Consider the following 22594-nt stretch of genomic DNA (forward strand, 5'->3'; position numbering starts at 1 on the left):
ATTGTAGCGAAAGCAGTCTTTTAGTCTGGAAACAAAATCTTCACAGTAATTCTCACCCCCAACGCAATAGCTCTTGCTACAACCTCTTAGGCCGCATTTTTCCGAGCCGCCGTCATACACATGTTGCTGAGTGATTTTACTTTAGCAGCAATCATAGCCGGTTGTGGCCCAATGGTCAATTTATTGCCCAGGAAATCTACGGGAATGCACAACAAAAAATACTGCAGCGAAAAGTTGAATCTTCACTTTGGCCATTGACACATATAATTTAATATGGTACTATAATACAAAATATGGAACTTAAATCTAAATCCATTATAAGCACTTGTGCCGATTAGATAACAAGCTGAAGGCCGGTTCTACATGAATCTGGCCTTTTATTAATTTCAGAAAGAGCAGGTTAGCCAGGTGCTATACCTGAATGGAGTCGATAGGTTGACTGGCGACTAAGCTGGAGACGCAAACCGGGCGTCCCGGCTTTTTAATTTATCTGGGCAAGACAAAAAGATCTATTTAAGGGAGGTGCGGATTTGCAGATTAAGGGGACCAGGCAGCGTTTGTGATAGTTTTTCCTTGTGGGAGAAGAGTAAGATATAGGAGATGAGATTTATGGCTATTACCAAAGAATTGGGTATCAGGGAGGTTGTCAGTAAATATCCGGATACCATTGCTGTGTTCCGGCGATACGGGATGGGATGTTTTGGCTGTGCAGCGGCTGGTTTTGAGAATCTAGAAGAAGGCGCGCGCGCTCATGACATCGATATTGAAATTTTAATTAACGACCTCAATAAAGTAATTCAGGATAATTCGAATTGATACTTGATCGGAATGAATTTTAACGATAAGCTTGAGTTTTCAATTGTAGAAAATTGAAAAAGATGTAGTTTTGACTGATCAGTATAAGCTGCTGAAGGCAAAGAAGAGTTTCCGCAAGGAAACCTAGCTTTGCCTTTCTTGTCCTGAGGGAAAGTATAACTTTCCCTGGCTAAGGGCAACATCGGCTTACGCTTTCGCCCAAGGCTCGGCGCAGGCGTGCCTTCTTTACCCTATCCTAAAGAACTTGGCATAAGCCAAGTTTTTCTAATTTGTAAGGATTGGTTTGCATCAATTGGATAGAGCGTATCTATGAGGAAAAGGAAGCAGTGGGGACGTCTTTTGGCTTCTTTATTAATTATAATGCAAGTAGTAAGAGGGTTACCCTGCGGGGGCAGCCAGGCCGGAGCGAAAAAAGGCGAATAAGGCATGGTTAACCTCATTTGAGGTATTTACATCATGCCGGGACTGAGATATCATGAAAGAAGGAATGTAGCCTGTCCCTCATTACACAATGTTTAACATTTTTCTGTGTCTTTTAGACACAGAACGACAATATACAGCCATAGCTGATATTCGGACCGTCCTAAGGAACAAGTATTGGTAAGGTTTAGTTAACATTAGGGGGAGTGCGATGCAGTTGTTTACAGCGAAATCACAGCGGAACCGTAAAAGGGGAGGAGCTCTATGAAACAGTTAATCAGCCTGTCTAACTGCTCAGGCAGGCACGAACCCGGCTATGCCCGGTCTGACTGGCTGCAGCCTTTACTGGCGCGCCACCGGCTTGACGGCATCGAAATACAGCTTGGTACCGCCTGGCAGGCCGGTTGGCCGTCACCGCAGTGGGTGTACGGCGCCGCCCTTGCCCCGGGGGAATGCTGGCTGGACTTTTGGCGGCAGGATCAGCAGGCCCTCCTGTCCCGGTTTGGCAGCGAGGAGAACATTAAAGCCTATTATGGCGGTTTGACCCGCGACGAATGGCTGGAAGGCTGCCGGCAGCAAATTAATGCCGCCCGGGCGGCAGGCGCCAGATATCTGGTTTTTCCGGTCGGTGAGGTCAAGCCCTGGGAGGCCTATACCTGGCAGTTTGGCACTACCGACGAGGAAGTCGTCACTGCTGCCGTTGAGGTTATCAATGAACTCGTAGCCTGCATCCCCGACGATATGGCGCTACTCTTCGAAAACCAGTGGTTTCCGGGTTTGCGGCTGCAGGATAAGCCTACAGTACTCAGACTGATACGGGGGGTGCGGCACCCCAATATTGGCATTATGCTGAACACAGGCCATCTTTTGAATACCAATCATCACCTGAAAACTGAGGTCGAGGGGGTAGAGTATATTCTGGCGGTGCTGCGCAAGCTGCGGCTGTACCGGGAGGATATCCGGGGCCTGCGCTTAAACTGCTCGTTGTCAGGGGAGTATGTGCTGCGCAGGCAAAGACAGATTGCCGGGGGGAACCTGAGGGCGGAAGAATGGCCGGAATACCGGCTGCGTATTGACGAACAGCAGCCATTCCGGGTACCGGCGGTTAAACGTATTGTTTATGAAGTGAGACCGGAGGTGCTGGTGCATCACTTCCGCTCAGAACCGTTCAATGACAACTGGGAAAGGAAAATCCGGCGTCAGCAGGAAGCCTTGCTAAGGCCGGCGGAACGGCGACGGCAGCTTAATAAGCCTGTACGGACTGTAAACAAGAAACCGGAGCGGTAATTCGGCAAGGCTCAAGGTAGGTTTTCGGTCACTTACTGCATACTCCTGCGAAGCCAAAATGAGTCTGCCGCTGCTTCATAGAAAAATGGCACTTTACGTTGGTAAAGTGCCATTTTTTATCCGGCCGCGGTGTTGCTAAACCGAGACCGTATTTGCTAATTAAGTTTGCCACCTTCGACAACAATGTCTTCAGGATTGATCGAATCACCATAAACAGGTTTTAAGGTTGCATCATAAGCCTTGTGGATGAAGTTTTCTTTACCCAGAGTTTCTAACTCCTGGTTAATCCAGTCAAGCAGCTCTTTGTTACCCTGTTTAACCGCCGGGGCAATCGTGTCAAGACTGCCTAGGGTAGCGATGCCCACGGTAAAGCCGGCATTTTCTTTGGCCCAGGCAAATAGCAGGGTGTTATCCTGGGAGAGAGCCACGCCGCGTTTGTCTTTTAACGCCTCAAAGGCCTGCGTGATTTGATCGAATTTTAACAACTCAACCTCAGGATGGTTTTTTGTGAAATAGGTCTCAGCGGTCGTACCTTTGATAATAATCAGCTTTTTGCCTTTTAGCTGATCAACTGAGGTAATCGGAGCAGACTGGGGTGAAACGACCCCCAGAGAAACCTTCATATACGGGTTGGCAAAATCAACTTTTTGCTTTCTTTCTTCCGTGACAGTAAAGTTAGCTAAAACAATATCAACTTTGTTTGTTTGCAGGTATTCGACGCGGCTGGCCGGCTCAAGCAAAACAAACTGGATTTTGGACTCGTCACCTAAGAGGTCTTTGGCCAGCCTTTTGGCGATATACACATCAAAGCCCTGGTTCTTACCATTGGCATCAATAAAGCCGAAGGGGGGCTTGTCGCCGAAGATACCTATTCTAACCGTGCCGCGTTTTTTTATCTCTTCAATAGCACTTTTTTGCGCCTCTTCTTGTTTGCCGTCTGTTTTCGTGGTTGCCGTTGAGCCGCAGCCGGCCAAGACTCCTACTAAGAATAACGCACTGCAAATTAACACCAGAAACTTTTTGATATTCATCATCCCGCGTCCTTTCGTTTTGTAATTTTAATACTGGAATATATTTAAAAATTGCTGAGCCCGCTCTGTCCTGGGGTTGGAAAAAAACTCAGCCGGTGCGGCTGTTTCACAGATCCTGCCGGCATCGATAAAGACGATGCGGTCGGCAACAGCCCTGGCGAACCCCATTTCATGGGTCACAATTACCATTGTCATCCCCTGTCTGGCCAGGCCTAAGATAACATCCAGCACCTCCCGCACCATTTCCGGGTCAAGCGCGGCGGTAACCTCGTCAAACAGCATAATCTCCGGGTTCATGCATAAAGCGCGGACAATAGCGATTCGCTGCTTTTGCCCGCCGGACAGCTGCCGGGGGTAGGCATGCTGCCGGTCGAGCAGACCGACCCTGGCCAGTAACTGTTCAGCCTGCTCGGATGCCTCCTGTTTGTCTCTGTTTTGCACTTTCAGGGGACCGAGCAGAATGTTCTCCATAACCGTCATATGGGGGAACAGGTCATAGTTTTGGAAAACCATCCCCACTTGCTGGCGAATTTTCTGCCAGTCCCCATTTTTACCGGTAATGTTTTGGCCTGATAAAGCAATTTCACCGCCCTGAATGGCTTCCAGGCCGTTCAGGCACCTGAGCAACGTACTTTTTCCACAGCCTGATGGACCAAGGATCACAACCACTTCGCCTTTATGGATGGTAAGGTCAATATTGTCCAATACCGTTTTTCCGTCAAATTCCTTGCGCAATGCTTTTATTTCAAGTAATACCTGGTTAGTTGCGGTAATGATGATGACCCCTCCCTAACTTTCCCATTTGGTTTCTAATTTCTTGGACAGCTTCGACAGTGGATAACAAATGACGAAATATAAAACAAATATCAGGCCATAGATCCAAAAGGAGGCGGTAGGTTCTTTTAACAGGGACCGTTCAATGATCTGCTGACCAACCTTCACTACATCAATAACACCGATTAAAACGACCAGGGAGGTGGTTTTGATCATTCTGGTGGCAAGATTCATAGCCCCTGGCAACAGGCGTCTTATGGCCTGGGGGATCAGGACATAGCGGTAAAGGCCCCAAAAGCTAAGCCCCAGTGCTTTGCCTGATTCTATTTGATGTTTTGGCAGCGATGCAAGGGCACCTCTGACGATATCGCTCATTTCCGCGGCTCCCCACAGGCTAAAGACAATAACAGCCACAAGTTCACCCTCTAAATGGATATTAAACAGACCGGGCACACCAAAATAGACGATGAACAACCAAACCAGTATGGGAATAATCCGGAAAAACTCCAGGTACAGGCGGCAGAGTAAGCGGATGATCCGGGATTTGGACGTGTTGATCAAACCCAGAACAATGCCCAGCAGTGAGCCAATTAAAATCGCCAGGAAGGCAATGCGCGCGGTGATCAATAAACCTCCCAGCAACCGCTGCAGGTTGATGCCCTCCGTAAGCACATTAATTCCCGAATTCAGCATACCGCACCTTCCTTTCCAGCCAGCTCAAAAACAACGACAAGGGCAACAGCATCAGCAGATAAGCGATGACCAGCATCAACAATGATTCAAAGGTTTGATAGTACATACCAATTAAATCCTGGGTAACATGCATCAGTTCCGGAATGGCTATGGCGCCGACGATGGAGGTTTCTTTCAGTAAGAAGATGCAATTTGCCCCCAGGGACGGCAAGGTTACTGACAAGGCCTGCGGCAGGACCACATAGCGGACCAGCTGGCTATTGGACAGCCCGATACTAAGGCCTGATTCAATCTGCGATTTACTGACAGACTGGATGCCGGCCCGGAAGGCCTCGGCCATATAGCTGCCGCCCAAAAAAGCCAGACCGATGATGGCGCAGGTGAGTTCACTCAGCGTTAAGCCTAATTTAGTTAAACCATAATACAAAAAAAATAGCTGGATCAAGAGCGGCGTGTTACGGGAAAGCTCGATATAGGCTTGTACCAGGCGGCTAAGACCTGCAGTCTTTTGGTATAAGACAAGGCTGCATATCAGCCCAATGATTACGGAGGCCCCAATACCCAGTACCGCCAGCTTTAATGTCAGCCAGGCTGCTTTTTCGTATAAGGGTAATGCCATCAGGATAAATTCCCAATTAATAGTCACAAATGCACCACTCTTTTCTGACAACTGAATTTGGCAAACAAAAAAAGGCCAAGTCTCTTTTATGGAGATACCCTGGCCTTCAGTTTTCTGATCAGCACACATATATAATTCTATTTGAGTATACATGAATAAAAAGTACGTGTCAAGAGGATTAAAGTGCAGTTTGTTTTGCAGATGAATAACTAAATATTTGACATTATTTAGCAATGTGTGATAATATATGTTTGTCGATAGGTTCTCTGTCTGCCTGATCGACTTTTTTATACAACAACTGATAAAGCAAAGGCCCATCAGAAAACTGAAGGCTAAAGTCATCGCTAAGATGCTTTGGTCTTTTTTTATTGTAGATTTGCAGGCTAAGAATCAATCGGAGCGCTGTATTGCCTGACAACTGTAGAATACTTGTTTTCATTAATATAGAATTGAACTTTTATACAGGAAGGCGGTATAATATTATAATATTACCTATCGGTATATAACACAGATAAACCCGGCGCCTTTTGGTATAAAGCCATATATTTGGAAAATATTTAGCTTGATAGAAGGAGTGTATCAATTATGTATATGACTCATCTGGAATGTCCCAAATGCAGCGCTAAACATACCCCCCACAAACTCACCCAGTTATGCCCCGAGTGTGGGGCGCCGCTGTTAGTCAGGTATGATTTAGCGAAAGTAAAAGCCAATTTTAGCAAAGAAGACCTGATAAAACGTAAACCTGACTTGTGGCGCTACCGTGAATTACTGCCGCTTGTTGACGAAACAAACAAGATCAGCCTGGGCGAAGGTATGACACCGCTGCTGGCACTGTCCAAGCTGGGCCGGCAGCTGAATATTGAGCTGTATTTAAAAGATGAGGGCATTATTCCCGGCGGCACCTTCAAAGCCCGCGGCGCGGCCGTGGGGGTTTCCCGTGCTAAAGAGCTGGGCGTAACCTCACTGGCGATGCCGACAAACGGCAATGCCGGCGCCGCCTGGGCCATCTATGCCGCCAAGGCAGATATCGATGCCTATATTGTCATGCCTGTTGACGCCCCGGCCATTACCCGGAATGAATGCGCCATTGCCGGCGCCAAGCTGTTCCTGGTCAAGGGCCTGATCAGCGATGCCGGTAAAATTGTTGGCCGGGCGGTGGCTAAGCTGGGCTGCATGGATGCCTCCACCCTCAAGGAGCCTTACCGGATTGAAGGAAAAAAGACCATGGGTTTGGAAATTGCCGAACAATTGGCCTGGGAAGTGCCTGATGTGATTTTGTATCCTACCGGCGGCGGTGTTGGCCTGATCGGTATCTATAAAGCTTTCCTCGAGCTCCGGCAAATCGGCTGGACGGGGAACAAGCTGCCCCGGCTGGTCGCTGTCCAGGCCGCAGGCTGCGCCCCGATCGTCAAAGCCTGGGAAGAGAAGAAAGCGGCCTCTGAATTCTGGGATAATGCCGCAACGGTAGCTTTCGGCATCACCGTCCCCAAGGCCCTGGGCGACTTCCTGGTGCTTGACGCCATTTATCAGACCAATGGCTGTGCCGTCGCCGTTACGGATGAGGAAATACTTAATGACCAGGCCGAGCTGGCGTCGGTGGAAGGCACCTTTGTCTGCCCCGAGGGGGCGGCAAACTATACCGCTGCCAAAAAACTGTGTGCGAGCGGCTGGATTAAGCCTAATGAAAAAGTTGTTATGCTTAATACCGGTGCCGGACTGAAGTACCCGGACACGGTACGGGTCCATGTTCCTGTTCTCCAGCCGGACGAGGATATTCCCCTATAACCTTTTCGCCAGCGGGACAGTCCCAACTGGGCCGGCGCATATTTGCCACGTAACCGTAATTAGAATGCATCTCAGACAAATATAAAAACCTCGCAATGGCGAGGTTCTTATATTTGCAGCAAATTAAATTTACATAACTGCCTTTAATTTATCTACTTCAACTTCTTGCCGGAAGAGCCGGTCATTTAATACCCGGAACTGGGCCGACAGGTCGGAAATATCTTCTTTGGTGGCAGCTTTACCAGTCAATACAGCCAGGTTGTGCCCAAGATTATGCAGTTGGGCATTGACCTCTTCCGAGTTATGCCGGAGGGCATGGACAAAGCTGCTGATCTCTATCTGTTGACGTTCACTGGCCATATCGGCCTTCATGGCGGTCAGTTCTGTTTTAATCTGCTGCTGTTCGTTTTCCAGGCGACCAAGACGCTGAGTGATCTGCTGCTGTCCGTCTTCCAGACGGTCAAGGCGCTGGGTTATCTGCTGCTGCCCGGACTTTAAGTTCAGTATTTCTTCTTTTACGCCTGTAACTTCACTTTTTAAACTTCTAATTTCGCCAAGTATCTGTTTTAACAACTCCGCTTCCATAACGACACCTGCCTTTAAGGTTATTATACTTGCAGGATCCAGGGCTGACAAGCAGAAAATATTATTTCCGGGAGCAGCAGTGGGGACGTCAGGTTGTGTGAAAACTCTATTTGTAATTCCAGCCTAGCGCTGCTGCAGGAAGGCCATCAACTCCCGGCAGACCTCGCTGCTGTCCCGCAAACCCTGACGGTAGGCAATTTCCGCCGCCTGCCCCGATTCCAGCGTTGTCCAGGTTTCGAAATCCATAACCAGACCGGTCATTTCCGGCTGCCGGTCTTTCAGTTTCCGGGACAGTGCCAGCAATTGGCCGAGGGCGGCGCTGACTTTCTCGCCTGTTTCCCGGTAGTCGGCATCCTGCGTGCCGGCCCGCAAGAGGATCTGTTCCACCCTGGCAGCAATATACTGATCAAAAACCTGGTTTAACAGCCGTTTTAGTCCAACCCGGTCTGCCTGGCCGGCCCTGGGCCGCCGGCGCCTGGGGCCGGCGGCTGGACGGAGCCGGGTTCTGTTTTCGTCAGACACATGTATACCCCCTATACTTAAGCCGGGGCAGCAGCCCGCAGGCCGCTGCCCCGGGTTTTTACAGGGGGAAATAAAAAACGCATGCGAAGGCTTGTACCCTACACATGCGTTTGGCTTTGTCAACTGCTAAAGCCCCAATGCCAATAAGCCGGACTTAGCCGGACCGGTCAGCAAGGCAGTCGGGCCGGTCAGTTCTGTCTGGCCCCGCTGCTGACATTGGCAGATTGAGGGAAGAGTGCATGGTCTGCTGCGTCTGTCGCACTTACAGCCCGGAGCCGCCGTCAACATCTCTTAAACCCCGTGCTTTCCTCCCCGCTTGTGCTGGGGCGAAAGCCCGGTGTATAATAGAAATGTCGTCGTGGACAGCTTGCTGTTACGTGTAGGTGCTCTGTTCACCTTGCGCGGGCCTGAAAGTGCGTCAACACTTTCAGGTCACGGCGACTTTTTAATTCCCACCTATTTCTAATTATAGCTCTTTTCAAGTGAATTGCAAGTAAAGCGGGACAGGCAAACCAGGATTTTTTATGGACTGATTGCATATTTTACAATCTATGGGTATAATATAAGAAAAGGACTGACGTGCTCTAACACGCCAGCCCACAGGTTGTCTAACCGGGAAAACGGTTAGACCAAATGTGTTATTGAAATAATCGCCGCTATTTGGGGACAGGGGCGATTATTTCTTTTGGTTTATGACCAGTACCACATGACAATAGGGGACGGTCCTTTTTTTGTCAAGAATTCGTCTACAATCAAATTGAGAGTGATGATAGGTTTGAACTTTTAGGGGAAACAAGTATAGATGACAGAGAGCTTTGTTGCAAAATCATGCAATATACGAATGGGCGCGAACCGCACAGAGGAGGGATTATCGATTCGCCAGATTAAGAGAGTGACCGGCATCTCCCGGGGTGTCGTGGCAAAAAAAAGTTGACAAAAAAGGAACGTCCCGTGCGCCAAGAAGCACACGGAGTATAGCGGGTGGGAATCCCGCCTGGGAAGGCCTAGCCAGTCACCCAGTATCCAGCCTTGGGACTGAAGCGGTAACGCCAGGTCTAAGCGTAGGCAGGAAAGGTAGTAGGGCGAAAGCGCAAGCTGAAGATGTAGAATCCCGAAATCCCTAATGGGAAAGGTCGATGCATGGGACGAGCAGAAGACAATACCGAGTTTAGCGATAAAGGCGAGCTAAGCCCGGCGCCCCGGGATCGAAGGTCTTGGCATGCTACACACCGTTTACTCCGTGTGAACTTGGGAGACCCTGCCGCTCTCCGATAGGAGTATGGCCGACAAGTTGAAGACAAGGAAGCCAAATGAGTGGCAGGGAGTCGGATTACGTAGTAGTACCAAGGAAGCAGGGTAATGCCTGCGGAGGGAAGGACGTAACATAGTAGAGCCCTTGGAAAGAGAAACAATGGCTGCACTAGAGGCAGAGAAACCATTGGAAACAAAACTGACATGGATAGCTGAGTTGGCCAAACAATAGCTATGGCTAAGCGTAAGTAAATGCTGCTATGAAGAGCCGGATGCCTTAATAGGGCAAGTCCGGTTCTGTGAGGGGGGCCGTCGCGAGATAGGCCTCTACTCGACCGGATGTCCAAGAGATCCAGCCACGCTTACAAATATGGCTCAAGAGCTGCAACTGGCAGTAAGCAAATTTAAGATGTAGGTCATTATTTAAACACAGGCAAGTAAAAGGTGTTGACATACTAAACTGTTTCAATCATAATAATTGTAAAATTACATAATTGAGCTGATCAGTTGAAACTGAAGGCTAATAGCAATTCCTAAGGGCGTTGCTATTAGCCTTTTGTAATTATATTTAGTTTGAGGGACGAAAATGAAAAGTTAGGAGGTGGTAATCGTTGAACTATCTCAAATACATTCAGAATAATTATCTGACAATTGCCGATTACTTTCAGACCCATTGCTCCCTTGTCTTATGGGTGGTTATTATTTCACTGGTAATCTGGGTTCCTGTCGGGGTGTTAATTACTAGAAATGAGACTTGGGCCAAGCGTGTGCTGGCTATAGCCAATACTATTTTTTGTATACCCAGCCTGGCGTTATTTGCCATCTTAATAACAATTCCCTTTTTGGGGCTGGGCAGGCGGTCAGCCTTGGTCGCGCTGGTCTTATACGCTATGATGCCGCTGGTTAGAAACGTTTATCACGGTGTTAAGAACGTTGACAAAAGTGTCATTGAAGCCGCTCGGGGCATGGGGATGGGCTCGTGGCGGATTCTCCGGGAAATCGAACTGCCACTGGCTATGCCTATTATTTTTGCCGGCTTCAGGATAACAGTTGTTATGACTACCGGGACAGCGGCTATTGCAACCTATATTGGCGAAAGAAACCTGGGGCGGCTGATTGCTGAGGGGTTAACCAGGTTTCATGTGGAGATGATTGTTGTCGGTGCTTTATTTGTTGCGGTAATGGCCATCGCCTTGGACAGTATTCTGGGGTATCTGGAAAAGAGGGTTGTGTCTTGCGGTTTTAGGGTTCGCAGCTGACTGCCTGAGTAATGTCGGTGATAAGGTAGGCTTGGGATAGGAGGATATACACTGTGATTGAATTAATTGAAGTGACAAAGCTTTATAACGGCCAGGCAGTACCGGCGGTCGACAACCTTTCTTTGAAGGTGGGCAAGGGGGAAACCTGTGTTTTCGTCGGACCATCCGGGTGCGGCAAAAGCACCACGCTGCGTATTATCAACAGGATGATTGAACCAAGCTTGGGAACAATCCTGATTGACAACAAAGATGTTAAGGCGAGTGATCCTGATAAGCTGCGAATGAACATCGGGTATGTTATCCAGCAGATTGGTCTGTTGCCACACCGGACAGTTGCTGAAAATATTGCAATAGTACCGCGTTTGCACGGCTGGAACAAGCAAAAGATCAACCAGCGGGTAGACGAATTACTGAATTTGATTGGATTAGACCCAGAACTAACCAGGAACAAGTATCCTTATCAACTAAGCGGCGGGCAGATGCAACGGGTGGGTGTAGCCCGGGCGATGGCTGTTGATCCGCCAATCATGTTGATGGATGAGCCATTTGGTGCTGTTGACCCCCTCGCCAGAAATCATTTGCAGGATGAATTCTTGCGGTTGCAAAAAAAAATGAAAAAAACTATTTGTTTTGTTACCCATGACATCAATGAAGCCATAAAAATGGGGGATAAGATAGCTATTTTTGACCAGGGCAAGCTGCTTCAGCATGGCACACCCCAGGAAATTTTATCAAAGCCTGCCAATGATTTTGTCAGTGATTTCATTGGTTATGACCGGATTGTGAAGAAACTGAGCCTGTTTCAGGTAAAAGAGCTGACACGGTATCAGCGGTGCGTTTTCAGAGAAAACGAGTTGCCCAACCTGGGGGAAAGAATCAAGGCCGAAGACGCGGAAGCTTATTTTCTGGTGGATGCGGACGGGCAGGCAGCCGGCTTTGTCACCAGAGAAGAATTTGTCCAGCAAGTCATAACATCAGGCGATACTCAAGCGTTGGAGAAGATACGGCAGCTTGCCTTGTCCAGAAAAAACGCTTTTGTCCGGGATACAGCCCTATTACGGGATGCCTTGTCTTTAATGCTGGAGCTAGGCACAGAGTATCTCGGTGTTTGGGAAAGCGGCGAACTGGCGGGGCTGATCACCCTCGGGGACATCAGAAAGCATTCATGCCGGAAAGGAGGCGAATAAATGGATTGGGCGCGGTTTCAAGACGCTCTGTTTCATCAGGCTCCGGGAGCTTTGGGAACCCATATATTGATGGTCGTGATAGCGGTAACCATCGCTGTAGTCATTTCTGTTCCCAGCGGGATTATTGTTACAAGACCAAAGTATAAAAAGTTTGGGGTAGTTATTTTACATATGCTAAACCTGTTGCAAACTGTCCCCGGACTGGCAGTGGTAGCCTTGGCTATGCCGATCCTGGGGCTGGGGTTGAAACCGGCAATCATTGTATTAATTCTTCAGGGGCTGTTGCCTATTGCCAGGAATACCATTGCCGGTTTAGCCGGGGTGAGTATTGATATCAAAGAGGCGGCAGTAGGTATGGGTATGCCGGCGAAAAAAGTGTTGTACGAAATTGAGCTGCCGTTGGCCATGCCGGTTATTTTGGCAGGGATCAGAACATCCGCAGTGTATGTGGTTAGTGTTGGTACGCTGGCTGCGTACATTGGCGGCGGTGGCTTGGGTAATATCATATTGGGTGGGCTAAGCTTACTTTGGCCGGAGTTCTTGCTGGTAGGAGCCGGCCTGGGAGCGATGCTAGCCATTGCTCTTGACCGATTGCTAGGTTATGTTGAATCCAGGGTTACTCCGCCGGGATACGAAGGATAGTCGTAATAGGATGCTTTACCGCCAACTTTGGCGGCGAAACGTATAATTTTACTAAGGGAGGAATTAGTTATGAAAAAAGCACTACAATATGTCATTGCGGTAGCCCTGTTAGTGATAACAATTGTTGGAATAGTCGGATGTGGCAGTGGCAAACCGGCTGGGGGTGACAGCGCTGGCAAGAATGAAAACAAACCAACAATAGTAGTCGGTTCTAAAACCTTTACAGAAGCCCTGTTGCTGGGTACCCTGAGTTATCAGTATCTTCAGTACCTTGGCTATCCTGTGGAGAATAAGGTTGGGCTTGGTGAATTGGCGGTAATCCGTCCTGCCCTGGAGTCGAAACAAATTGGAACCTATTGGGAATATACGGGGACTGTTTTAATCAATGTGATGAAACATGCTCCGAGTTTTGATGAGAAAGAAAGCTTTAATCTCGTAAAAGAGTGGGATGCAAAAAATAATATTATTTGGCTTGATAATGCGCCGCTTAATGATACCTATGCGGTTATGGTAAGGAAAGACATTGCGGATAAATATAATCTCCGGACTACTTCCGATTTGATTGAGCAGATTAAGAAAGGCGAAAAAATCAGATTCATTACCAGTCAGGAATATCTCGGACGGCCTGACGGGTTGTCTCATTTTGAAACTGTGTACAATTTCAAATACCCGCGTGATTTAAATATATTAGCCGCACTTAACATTGGTTATGAAGCCTTGAAAAACAACCAAGCTGAAATGGCTCTTGCTTACACAACTGATGCCAGGGTTAAAGCCTATGGACTAGTCACTTTGGCCGACGATAAAAGTGCCTTTGCAGTTTATAGTGCAGCCCCACTTTTTAGAGAAGAAATTCTTGAGGCCTATCCCGAGATACCATCTCAGATGAAAAAGCTCAGCAGTTTGCTGGATAACGATACCATAATGGACCTGAACAAAGCTGTAGATATTGATAAGAAGAGCGTTGAGGAAGTTGCGAAACAATTCCTAACTCAAAAAGGCCTAATCAAATAAAAGTACCATTGCGGTTTAGGCTGAGGCCCTGCAAGTTCTTTTGATGGCCGTAGTGCCCCTGGGAACCCAGGGCCGATGTTTTTACATGCGTTTCAGCATCTATATATGCTCCATTACAAAATTTCCCGGCGTAGCGGGTGGTGCATTGACAACGATCCACCGGCTGCAAAACTTTAATGCGTTGTATATAGACAGAAGGGGATGAAGCAATGCCGCTTTTGGAGGATTTCAGTTCTATTTTTGCGGTTCCCGATTTTATTAAACCATACCTACACTTTTTTGCCACAGAAGAAGAAATGCAACTGGTTGTCATGCTTGCCAAAGATAGTTTGAGCATAGCTACAATTGCCGCCAGGTTGTCAAGAGACGAGGCGGCAGTGGCAGGATTTTTGGAACAGGCTTATCAGCGCTATATATTAAATAAAGAAGTCAAGGAAACTACAGTGTATTATAGTGTCTCTGATTTCTATCACCGTCTAAAAAACTTCTGTTTGTTTGGCAATTACCATATTATTCCCCGCAGAGTCAGAAAAGAATTGGATGCATGGGATTTTACTGAATATTTAAAGCGGAATGATTATTTTCGCAAGGTGATTGATGCTAGCCCGGAATATGATGACTGCCATAATGAATGGATACTTCTGTTACACGAAGTGGAAGAGATGATTGACGCCGCCTCTGTAATCAGGGTATTGCCCTGTGATTGCAAAATGTTGGCCGATAACTGCGATCACTCCCGGGAAATTTGCTTGGTTTTTGACGGGAATCATATAAGTGACAGATCCGGCGGCAGGGAGCTGAGTAAAGAAGAAGCGAAAAAGCTGGTTCATAAACTTGACCGTGAGGGGTTGATGCATACCGGGGGACCACCTAATTGGCAAGAAACCGGTTCTAGTGTTGTGTGTAATTGTTGTACCTGTTGCTGTTATCCCTTCAGAGCGGCAAAACATCTCGGGACTAAGGGAAAGTGGCCTAAATCGCGCTATATAGCTGTATATAACAGCAGCCAATGCTGTCAGTGTGGCTTGTGCGTCAGCCGATGCGGCTTTAGTGCCTTTGCGTTTGATGGAACAGACGTAGAAAAGGATGGCAAAGTAAAAAAGAATGTGTCATTTAACCCGGAACTCTGTTGGGGCTGTGGTATCTGTGCGAATGCATGCCCGGCTCAGGCTATACGGTTAGTCAAAATTTCCGGTGGACAAACGGCATAATTAATATGGAACCCTTTATCCTAAGCACTAGCCCGGCACTATTTTTCTAAGTCGAAGGAGGACTAATTGTGAGCAGGTTGTGCTCGGAAAATTGTAATCAGGCAGAGATAGTCCTAACGGGCAATGACTTGACGATTAAACAAGTGGTAGAGGCTGCACGCCGGAAAAGTTCGATAACTATAGCGGCAGAAGCAATGGAGACAGTAAAAAAATCGCGTAAGATTGTTATGAGACTAGCTAACCAAGAGCGGCTGTTTTACGGGGTTAATACCGGAACAGGCGCCAATAAGACTATTAGAATACCTAATAATGAACTGGAAATGTTCCAGCGTCGTATTATTTTAAGCCATTGTATTTGCGTGGAAAAGCCGGCTGAAGAAGATGTGATCAGGGCTGCAATGGTAGTAAGAATTAACGGTATGCTTAAAGGGACGGCTGGGGTGAACCCGGAAATTATTGAACTGTTCACGAAAATGTTGAATCGGCGAATTCATCCCGTTGTTCCTCTGGTGGGTTCTGTCGGTGATTCGGATATAGGGCCATTAGCACACTTTGTTCTACCGCTTTTGGGAATGGGTGAGGTCATATATAAAGGCATCAGAACTTCCAGTGTTGAGGCTTTTGCAGCGGAAAATTTACAGCCAATTGTCTTGGGACCAAAAGATGGTTTGGGTATCATTAATAGCAATGCGGTATATATAGGCGCCGGCGCGTTGGTTTTGTCGGACTGTAAAGAATTGTTTGACTTGTCCGATGTTTCCTATGCGCTAAATTTGGAAGCTTTTCAAGGAAATACAAGTCCGTTACGACCGGAGTCTTTTGACATGAGGCCGCATGTGGGCCAGAGAAAATGTGCCGAACGTATCAGAAATATACTTGAAAATAGTTTTTTGTGGCAACCGGATCAAGTTCCAAGAACTGTTCAAGACCCCATAAGCTACCGAAGTACTCCGCAAGTTCACGGCGCATGCCGGGAAGCTCTGGAATTTGCGACATCCATTTTGGCGATTGAGTTGAATTCCATGAGCGATAATCCTATGGTATTAATTGACAAGTGCGATATGATATCCAACGGTCAATTTCATATTTTAAATGTTACCCACAGTTTTGAATTGTTGCGGATTGCCCTGGCCAATCTGGCTAATACGATATGCTCCCGGATGTTCAGGTTAATGGACCCGGTTCTCAGCGGTTTACCTGCTTTTCTATCGCCGACTCCCGGCCGATGCTGCGGCTATGCTGCTTTGCAGAAAACCATAGCGGACTTGAACAGTCAAATCAGGCAACTTGCCCATCCGGTCAGTATGGATTACCTTCCTTTAGGCAGAGACGTGGAAGATATTTGTACGATGGCACCATTGGCAATAAAAAAGACTGCTGAATCATTGGGTAAACTTGAATACCTCATTGCAATTGAGTTTATGGTTGCATGTCAGGCAGTTGACTTAAGATCAAATTTACCTCTGGGGCGAGGGACTCAGTTGGTCTACCAACGGATCCGTAAAGTGGTTCCATTCTTAGAGGAAGACCGGGTTGTTGCTAACGATGTACAAACGGTTTATGACCTTGTGTCTAAAAGAATAATTAATAAAGACTTAGCAGCTATTGTGGAATGAGAACGTTATGCGGAATGAATAAGAGGAGGAAGCTACCATGGATATTATGTTTATTAGCGGCTTAGATATCGAAAAAATGGAATTGAGCAATCAGGAGATATTAGATGCAGTGGAAGCTAGTTTATTGGCTCAGGGTAATGGGAAAGTTGTTATTGAGCCACGTGAACACTTGATTCCCAATCCTGAATTTAATGGACATTTTAATATACTAAGAGGTTATATCGAACCGATAAATATGGCAGGAGTAAAAGTAGTTGGCGATTACGTGGATAATTACAAATTAGGTTTACCCTCGGAATTGGCTTTGTTGAACCTCTATGATCCGAGAACCGGAATTCCGTTGGCCATTATTGACGCTACAGAAATTACTTCAATGCGTACAGGGGCATTAACGGCGTTGGGTGCCAAATATCTGGCCCGAAAGGGCAGTAAAATTTTAGGGCATCTGGGATCACGCGGCACTGCCTGGTGGAACATTGTTTTGTTGGATAAAATTTTTGATTTTGAAGAAATAAGAGTGAATAGCAAGAGACCGGAATCTATGAATGATTTTGTTCAACGCGTAAGCAATTATCTGGGAAAGCAGGTAAAAGCCGTTTCTAGTAGTGAAGAGTGTTTAGCGGGTGCTGATATCATGGTTGAGGCTACCAGACTAATCGAGCCCCAGGTTTTGCTTAAAACAGAATGGGTTACGCCAGGGACATTTGTTGTACCGTATGGCACGATAAGCGCGGTTGAATTTTCATTAACAGATGTAATGGATAAAATGGTAGTGGATGATTGGGGACAATGCAAAGGCGGAAAATTCGGCAGTTTACGCCGCCATGTCGACAGCGGAAAATTGTCTGGCGAGACACTTTATGGGGAATTGGGTGAAATTGTGGCTGGTAAAAAAGCCGGGCGCGAAGACGATCAAGAAAAAATTTTGTTTTGGCATCGCGGATTGTCTTTGAATGATATAGCCCTCGGCAATCTGATTTTTGAAAAAGCCAAGAAACTTGGATTTGGTACAAAGATTCGGTATCGTTAAATTTACCGGGTGATAAGAATATGTCCCAAAGTGGCGATGGCCCGTCAGCGATAGTTGTTATTTACAATAGATTATCAGCATAGTATAATGGTAAATATACACAATAATACCATTGCTAATCAGGAAGACTGAAGGCTGGGGAATAATATCCATAGCCTTTTTTATTTTATTCTGAAGTAAATGGGGCACAAACAAGCAAAAGAATTACTTTAAGTAAAAGGAGCGAATTTAATGAGGACATAGGGGACGTTCCTTTTTTGTCAAGAATTTGTTATAATAGAACCAGAGGTGATGATAAGTGGGAAGGCAGGCGCGCCAATTAAGCAGCAGCGGTTTTTATCATATCGTATTTCGTGGAATTAATCATCAACACATATTTGAAGACGAGAGTGATTATATTTATTTTCTGGAAGCATTACAGAACTTGAAAGTCGACCTTGCATTTGAGCTGAATAGCTATTGCTTAATGAGTAATCATGTTCATCTTCTTGTGAGGGAAAAGCGCCTGGGAGATATATCGCTGATTATGAAACGCCTACTGACCAAATATGCAATGTACTTTAACCGCAAGTATCAACGTAGCGGAGCGCTGATAGCGAGTCGTTATAAAAGCGTACCGGTAGAAGTGGACGAATATTTTATTCCGTTGCAGCGCTATATACATCAGAATCCGGTGAAAGCGGGGCTAGTAAATAAACTGGAAGAATACCCGTTTAGTAGTTATAGAGAGTATTTATTTGGCGGATCTTTAACTGATACTGGGTTTGCGCTAGAGCTAACCGGGCGTGATGAATGGATCCGACTACATCAAATTGAGACTGATGATAGGTTTGAACCTTTAGGGAAACAAAGTATAGATGATAGGGAGATTCGTCGCAGAATCATGCAATATACGAATGGGTGCGAACCGCACGAGATCGGTTCATGGGAAAAAGCCGAGCGTGATACCATGCTAAGAAAACTAAAAGAGGAGGGATTATCGATTCGCCAGATTGAGAGAGTGACCGGCATCTCCCGGGGTGTTGTGGCAAAAAAGTTGACAAAAAAGGAACGTCCCGTGCGCCAAGAAGCACACGGAGTATAGCGGGTGGGAATCCCGCCTGGGAAGGCCTAGCCAGTCACCCAGTATCCAGCCTTGGGACTGAAGCGGTAACGCCAGGTCTAAGCGTAGGCAGGAAAGGTAGTAGGGCGAAAGCGCAAGCTGAAGATGTAGAATCCCGAAATCCCTAATGGGAAAGGTCGATGCATGGGACGAGCAGAAGACAATACCGAGTTTAGCGATAAAGGCGAGCTAAGCCCGGCGCCCCGGGATCGAAGGTCTTGGCATGCTACACACTGTTACTCCGTGTGAACTTGGGAGACCCTGCCGCTCTCCGATAGGAGTATGGCCGACAAGTTGAAGACAAGGAAGCCAAATAAGTGGCAGGGAGTCGGATTACGTAGTAGTACCAAGGAAGCAGGGTAATGCCTGCGGAGGGAAGGACGTAACATAGTAGAGCCCTTGGAAAGAGAAACAATGGCTGCACTAGAGGCAGAGAAACCATTGGAAACAAAACTGACATGGATAGCTGAGTTGGCCAAACAATAGCTATGGCTAAGCGTAAGTAAATGCTGCTATGAAGAGCCGGATGCCTTAATAGGGCAAGTCCGGTTCTGTGAGGGGGGCTGGAACGTGAGTTCCGCCTCTACTCGACTAAATGTCCCTCAAATGTCACAAATGTCCCGCCAAATGTCCAACCTGATTCTCCCAACCCCCGGAATTTCATCTATGGCTGTGATGGCAGCTTCATATTTGCCTAGGTAGTCTTTGATGAGTTTGTCCATATCTTCGATACGTTTTGTCATATCATCAATATGATCCAGGACATTGCGCAGCAATCTGCGTTGCAAAGGCGAGATAACTCCGTCAACAGAAGCCATGATTTCATTGAGTTTACCGTGCATGCTGGGATGAAGCAGCCTTAGAATTTCGTCTTCATCCAGCTTTTTGTCTTGGACAATACTTTCTAAAAGCCGCCGGGAACTCTTGCCGTTGATAGCACTTACTACGCTAGATAGTTTCACATTGGCTCCCTCTAGCATTTTCTGCAATCGGTTCAGTTCACGGCTTCTCTCATCAATCAGGCTCTTGCGGTAGCGAGAGATTTCCCGCAGTTCCCGTTGTTCACGGTCCGGAATATAGCTTGCTTTTAGTAGCCCATGTCGGAGAAGATCCGCAATCCATTCTGCATCTTTAACGTCGGTCTTACGACCAGGCAAAGATTTCATGTGCTGGGCGTTGACTACCATGGCATCCAAGCCGGACAGTTCAAAGATGTTGTACAATGGCTTCCAGTAGGAAGCGGTACTTTCCATGGCAATCATTTGACAGCTAGCCTCGACTAGCCAGGCTGATAAATCCCGCAGTTCTTTTGTCGTTGTACCAAATTGACGAAGTTCCTGCTTTCCACCACAGATGAGACAGGCAACTATCTTCTTTTTGTGTACATCAATCCCACAACAACGCTCATAAGTTATGTCCACAATAGCATCCCCTTGTAGATAAAATATGGCGCGACTTCCTGTAAGTTATTTTTTACTACACGTCCTTTCGCCCGAATGAGCTGGACAATATGTGGTTCAAGCAGGAAGTCATATCAATTTTGGGGTCGAGTTCTTAGCTCAAAAAGTATCGACCTTATGCCACACTTTAATTATACGACATTGTTTTCGTTTATGGTGATGCTACTGCGCGCGTTGCATCTGATTTTTGGGGCAATGCCAAAAGTAAGACACTGCCCTTGCATTCCAGATCAACTGACGTGTGCAAAGCCAAAGGACCGGGATAGCGGTTTCTTTTCTTACTGTATTTTTTTAGGTAAATAGTGGCCGTGAAGACAGCAGAACTAGTGCCGCAATGTAGATCAGTGACAGGTTAGGCCTGACCGGACAATTTCATAATAAGCTGCCAATGGCTGTCGGAGACCGGCATGACGGAGAGGCGGGACTGGCGCACCAGTTCCCAGTCGGCAAAGGCGGAATTGGCTTTAATATCGCGCAGGGTGACAGGCTGCGGCAGGCGATAGCGGGGAATGACGTCAATGGTGTAAAAACGGGAATCGGCCGAGGTGGGGTCGGGATAGGGGTCGGAGACGGCTTCGGCTACGCCGACAATCGCTTTTTCCTTGCCGGAGTGATAAATCAGAAGCAGGTCGCCAGGCTGCATGGCTTTTATATGTTTAGCGGCAGTAAAATTACGAACACCATCCCACATATCTTTGGTTAGACGTTCAAGGTCGAAATAACTAAAGGTTTCAGGTTCTGTTTTGGCCAGCCAAAAAGACATAGATACGCACCTCTTTTTTATTTTAGTTTTATTTTATAATAATTGCCGGTTTATAGCAAAAACAGCAGGCCTGTAAGTAAAGGAGACCGCAGCTCCTTCGGCTGGCCGGACCGCAAGGAAGCGGTCTTTATTAGGGGGGCGGATATACGCGCATAAGCTGGCGTCTTTTAGCAAGAACGTGTTTTGGGGTAACGGTAAGTTCTGCTTGTTATTGTAGTTAGAAGACCTTTGTTTTCACGTTGACAGAGAGTGTGGGATATGATATTATAATTACCATTACAGAAATAAGTATTTCATTTGATTTTATTACGATTCTATGCTGATCAGTTAACAAACTGAAGGCCAAGGTTCATTCTGATGAACCTTGGCTTTTTGACATTTGGGGAAGGGGCTGGAGAATTAAGGGACGTGTCAAAACTAGTTTTCCCGGTAATACGGTATTAATCAAATAGCGGGAAGTTTGTAATGGGTTGACCGGTAAATAAGCTGGAGGCGCAAGATTGGGCGTTTCCGGCTTTTTGTTATTTTCCGGTTTTAATAGAATTTTAAAATGATTTTTAAGGAGGTGCGGTTTGGATGATTGAACACGTAATAAACAATTTTCGCCGGGGTTATCAAAATAGGCAGACCGCCGCTGCTGAACCGGGCTGGCTGCTTAATCGCTTGCTGACGCCAATCGTAAGCATTCTTGAAAGAACACTGGGTATTATGATTGTAGTGCTGGTATGGGAGCTGGCCCCACGACTCGAACTGGTCGATTCCTTTCTTCTGCCACCCTTCAGTGAGGTTATACAAAGTTTGTTTAGAATAATTGCCTCCGGCGAAATTTTTAAGCATTTTTCAATCAGCATCAGCCGTTCGTTAACCGGTTTTTTCATTGGCATTGGGATTGCCATTCCCCTGGGGATTTTTATGGGCTGGTACAGCAAGCTGGAAGAAGTGGTGGACCCTTTGGTGCAAGCCTGCCGGAATTCTTCAGTGCTGGCTTTGTATCCGGTATTTTTGTTGTTTTTCGGGTTGGGCGAGACTTCGAAAATGGCAATTATCATCTGGGGGACAATTTGGCCCTCGTTGCTTAACACGATTTCGGGGGTTAAGAATACGGATCCGCTGCTGATTAAGGCGGCCCGCTCCATGGGGGTATCGAAGCTGACCCTGCTGTATAAGGTCATTGCGCCGTCAGCGCTGCCTTCCATATTGACAGGTGTCCGCCTGAGCGCCGCCAGTTCCATCCTGGTGTTGGTGGCGGCTGAGATGATTGGGGCCAATGCGGGCCTGGGCTTCATGATTTTTTACTTTCAGGAACGGTATGCGGTACCGGAGATGTACGCCGGCATTATTACTATGTCGCTGCTCGGCGTTACCGTTAATTACCTGCTTGTCGCCCTGGAAAAACGCCTGACTGGCTGGAAAGAAAAGTTTGTAGGCGACTGACTTGCAGTTTGACCGCACAACCGCTGTCGGCAGAGCTGCACAGGAGGTTGCTTGGCTAAGGCTGGTGTGTACATATAAGGGAGGTACAAA

At 47.0% G+C, this 22594-nt stretch carries 20 protein-coding genes; 12 read left to right on the top strand and 8 right to left on the bottom strand.

Annotated elements, in window-relative coordinates:
• The first annotated feature begins 609 nt into the window (after nucleotides 1-609).
• Entirely contained in the window at nucleotides 610-816 is a 207-nt protein-coding gene (locus SPTER_RS02680; RefSeq protein ID WP_144348936.1) for a DUF1858 domain-containing protein, read from the top strand.
• 684 nt (nucleotides 817-1500) lie between these two features.
• Complete coding sequence (locus SPTER_RS02685; protein WP_144348937.1) at nucleotides 1501-2523, top strand: TIM barrel protein; 1023 nt, start codon at nucleotides 1501-1503, stop codon at nucleotides 2521-2523.
• Between the two features lie 155 nt (nucleotides 2524-2678).
• On the opposite strand, the gene SPTER_RS02690 is transcribed toward SPTER_RS02685, so the two are convergent.
• From SPTER_RS02690 to SPTER_RS02705, 4 genes are read right to left on the bottom strand one after another with little or no spacing between them, the layout of a single operon-like run.
• Nucleotides 2679-3557, bottom strand: a complete 879-nt coding sequence (locus SPTER_RS02690; protein WP_144348938.1) for a cysteine ABC transporter substrate-binding protein — start codon at nucleotides 3555-3557, stop codon at nucleotides 2679-2681.
• 24 nt (nucleotides 3558-3581) lie between these two features.
• A complete protein-coding gene (locus SPTER_RS02695) occupies nucleotides 3582-4289 on the bottom strand; it encodes an amino acid ABC transporter ATP-binding protein (RefSeq protein ID WP_425474344.1) in 708 nt (235 codons plus the stop codon).
• A 54-nt stretch (nucleotides 4290-4343) separates the two neighbouring features.
• Nucleotides 4344-5021: an amino acid ABC transporter permease gene (locus SPTER_RS02700; protein ID WP_144348940.1), complete on the bottom strand. Its 678-nt coding sequence runs from the start codon at nucleotides 5019-5021 to the stop codon at nucleotides 4344-4346.
• The gene (locus SPTER_RS02705) at nucleotides 5002-5667 is read right to left on the bottom strand and encodes an amino acid ABC transporter permease (protein ID WP_144348941.1); all 666 of its coding nucleotides are present in this window, start codon (nucleotides 5665-5667) and stop codon (nucleotides 5002-5004) included. Before SPTER_RS02705 ends, SPTER_RS02700 begins: the two co-directional genes overlap by 20 nt.
• A gap of 558 nt (nucleotides 5668-6225) precedes the next feature.
• On the opposite strand from SPTER_RS02705, the gene SPTER_RS02710 reads away from it, so the two are divergent.
• Entirely contained in the window at nucleotides 6226-7428 is a 1203-nt protein-coding gene (locus tag SPTER_RS02710) for a threonine synthase (protein ID WP_211367410.1), read from the top strand.
• A 129-nt stretch (nucleotides 7429-7557) separates the two neighbouring features.
• On the opposite strand, the gene SPTER_RS02715 is transcribed toward SPTER_RS02710, so the two are convergent.
• Both SPTER_RS02715 and SPTER_RS02720 read right to left on the bottom strand, forming a co-directional pair.
• Nucleotides 7558-8013 (bottom strand): hypothetical protein, encoded by a 456-nt coding sequence (locus tag SPTER_RS02715; protein WP_144348943.1) that lies wholly within the window; start codon nucleotides 8011-8013, stop codon nucleotides 7558-7560.
• 123 nt (nucleotides 8014-8136) lie between these two features.
• Entirely contained in the window at nucleotides 8137-8535 is a 399-nt protein-coding gene (locus SPTER_RS02720; RefSeq protein WP_144348944.1) for a hypothetical protein, read from the bottom strand.
• Nucleotides 8536-10397: 1862 nt separating this feature from the next.
• On the opposite strand from SPTER_RS02720, the gene SPTER_RS02725 reads away from it, so the two are divergent.
• The 8 genes from SPTER_RS02725 to SPTER_RS02760 all read left to right on the top strand — a co-directional run bounded on the left by SPTER_RS02725 (nucleotide 10398) and on the right by SPTER_RS02760 (nucleotide 18829).
• Nucleotides 10398-11045: an ABC transporter permease gene (locus SPTER_RS02725; RefSeq protein WP_144348945.1), complete on the top strand. Its 648-nt coding sequence runs from the start codon at nucleotides 10398-10400 to the stop codon at nucleotides 11043-11045.
• A gap of 53 nt (nucleotides 11046-11098) precedes the next feature.
• On the top strand, nucleotides 11099-12232 hold the full coding sequence (locus SPTER_RS02730) for an ABC transporter ATP-binding protein (RefSeq protein WP_144348946.1): 1134 nt from the start codon (nucleotides 11099-11101) through the stop codon (nucleotides 12230-12232).
• Nucleotides 12233-12874 (top strand): ABC transporter permease, encoded by a 642-nt coding sequence (locus tag SPTER_RS02735; RefSeq protein ID WP_144348947.1) that lies wholly within the window; start codon nucleotides 12233-12235, stop codon nucleotides 12872-12874.
• Nucleotides 12875-12943: 69 nt separating this feature from the next.
• The gene (locus SPTER_RS02740) at nucleotides 12944-13888 is read left to right on the top strand and encodes an ABC transporter substrate-binding protein (RefSeq protein ID WP_144348948.1); all 945 of its coding nucleotides are present in this window, start codon (nucleotides 12944-12946) and stop codon (nucleotides 13886-13888) included.
• A 209-nt stretch (nucleotides 13889-14097) separates the two neighbouring features.
• Nucleotides 14098-15099 (top strand): ATP-binding protein, encoded by a 1002-nt coding sequence (locus tag SPTER_RS02745; RefSeq protein WP_144348949.1) that lies wholly within the window; start codon nucleotides 14098-14100, stop codon nucleotides 15097-15099.
• Between the two features lie 68 nt (nucleotides 15100-15167).
• Nucleotides 15168-16715: an HAL/PAL/TAL family ammonia-lyase gene (locus SPTER_RS02750; protein ID WP_170233121.1), complete on the top strand. Its 1548-nt coding sequence runs from the start codon at nucleotides 15168-15170 to the stop codon at nucleotides 16713-16715.
• Nucleotides 16716-16752: 37 nt separating this feature from the next.
• The gene (locus SPTER_RS02755) at nucleotides 16753-17745 is read left to right on the top strand and encodes an ornithine cyclodeaminase family protein (protein ID WP_144348951.1); all 993 of its coding nucleotides are present in this window, start codon (nucleotides 16753-16755) and stop codon (nucleotides 17743-17745) included.
• Between the two features lie 298 nt (nucleotides 17746-18043).
• Complete coding sequence (locus SPTER_RS02760; RefSeq protein ID WP_144348952.1) at nucleotides 18044-18829, top strand: transposase; 786 nt, start codon at nucleotides 18044-18046, stop codon at nucleotides 18827-18829.
• Between the two features lie 620 nt (nucleotides 18830-19449).
• Here the strand turns inward: SPTER_RS02760 and SPTER_RS02765 are convergent.
• Together SPTER_RS02765 and SPTER_RS02770 are read right to left on the bottom strand one after the other, a co-directional pair.
• Nucleotides 19450-20268: an IS110 family RNA-guided transposase gene (locus SPTER_RS02765; protein ID WP_211367412.1), complete on the bottom strand. Its 819-nt coding sequence runs from the start codon at nucleotides 20266-20268 to the stop codon at nucleotides 19450-19452.
• Nucleotides 20269-20659: 391 nt separating this feature from the next.
• Nucleotides 20660-21070 carry an EVE domain-containing protein gene (locus SPTER_RS02770; protein ID WP_144348953.1) on the bottom strand — a complete coding sequence of 137 codons (411 nt, stop codon included), beginning with the start codon at nucleotides 21068-21070 and terminating at the stop codon, nucleotides 20660-20662.
• A gap of 576 nt (nucleotides 21071-21646) precedes the next feature.
• Between SPTER_RS02770 and SPTER_RS02775 the strand changes: the two genes are divergently transcribed.
• On the top strand, nucleotides 21647-22504 hold the full coding sequence (locus tag SPTER_RS02775) for an ABC transporter permease (RefSeq protein ID WP_246105451.1): 858 nt from the start codon (nucleotides 21647-21649) through the stop codon (nucleotides 22502-22504).
• The last annotated feature ends 90 nt before the right edge of the window (nucleotides 22505-22594 follow it).

The organism is Sporomusa termitida, assembly GCF_007641255.1.
Lineage (GTDB): Bacteria > Bacillota > Negativicutes > Sporomusales > Sporomusaceae > Sporomusa > Sporomusa termitida.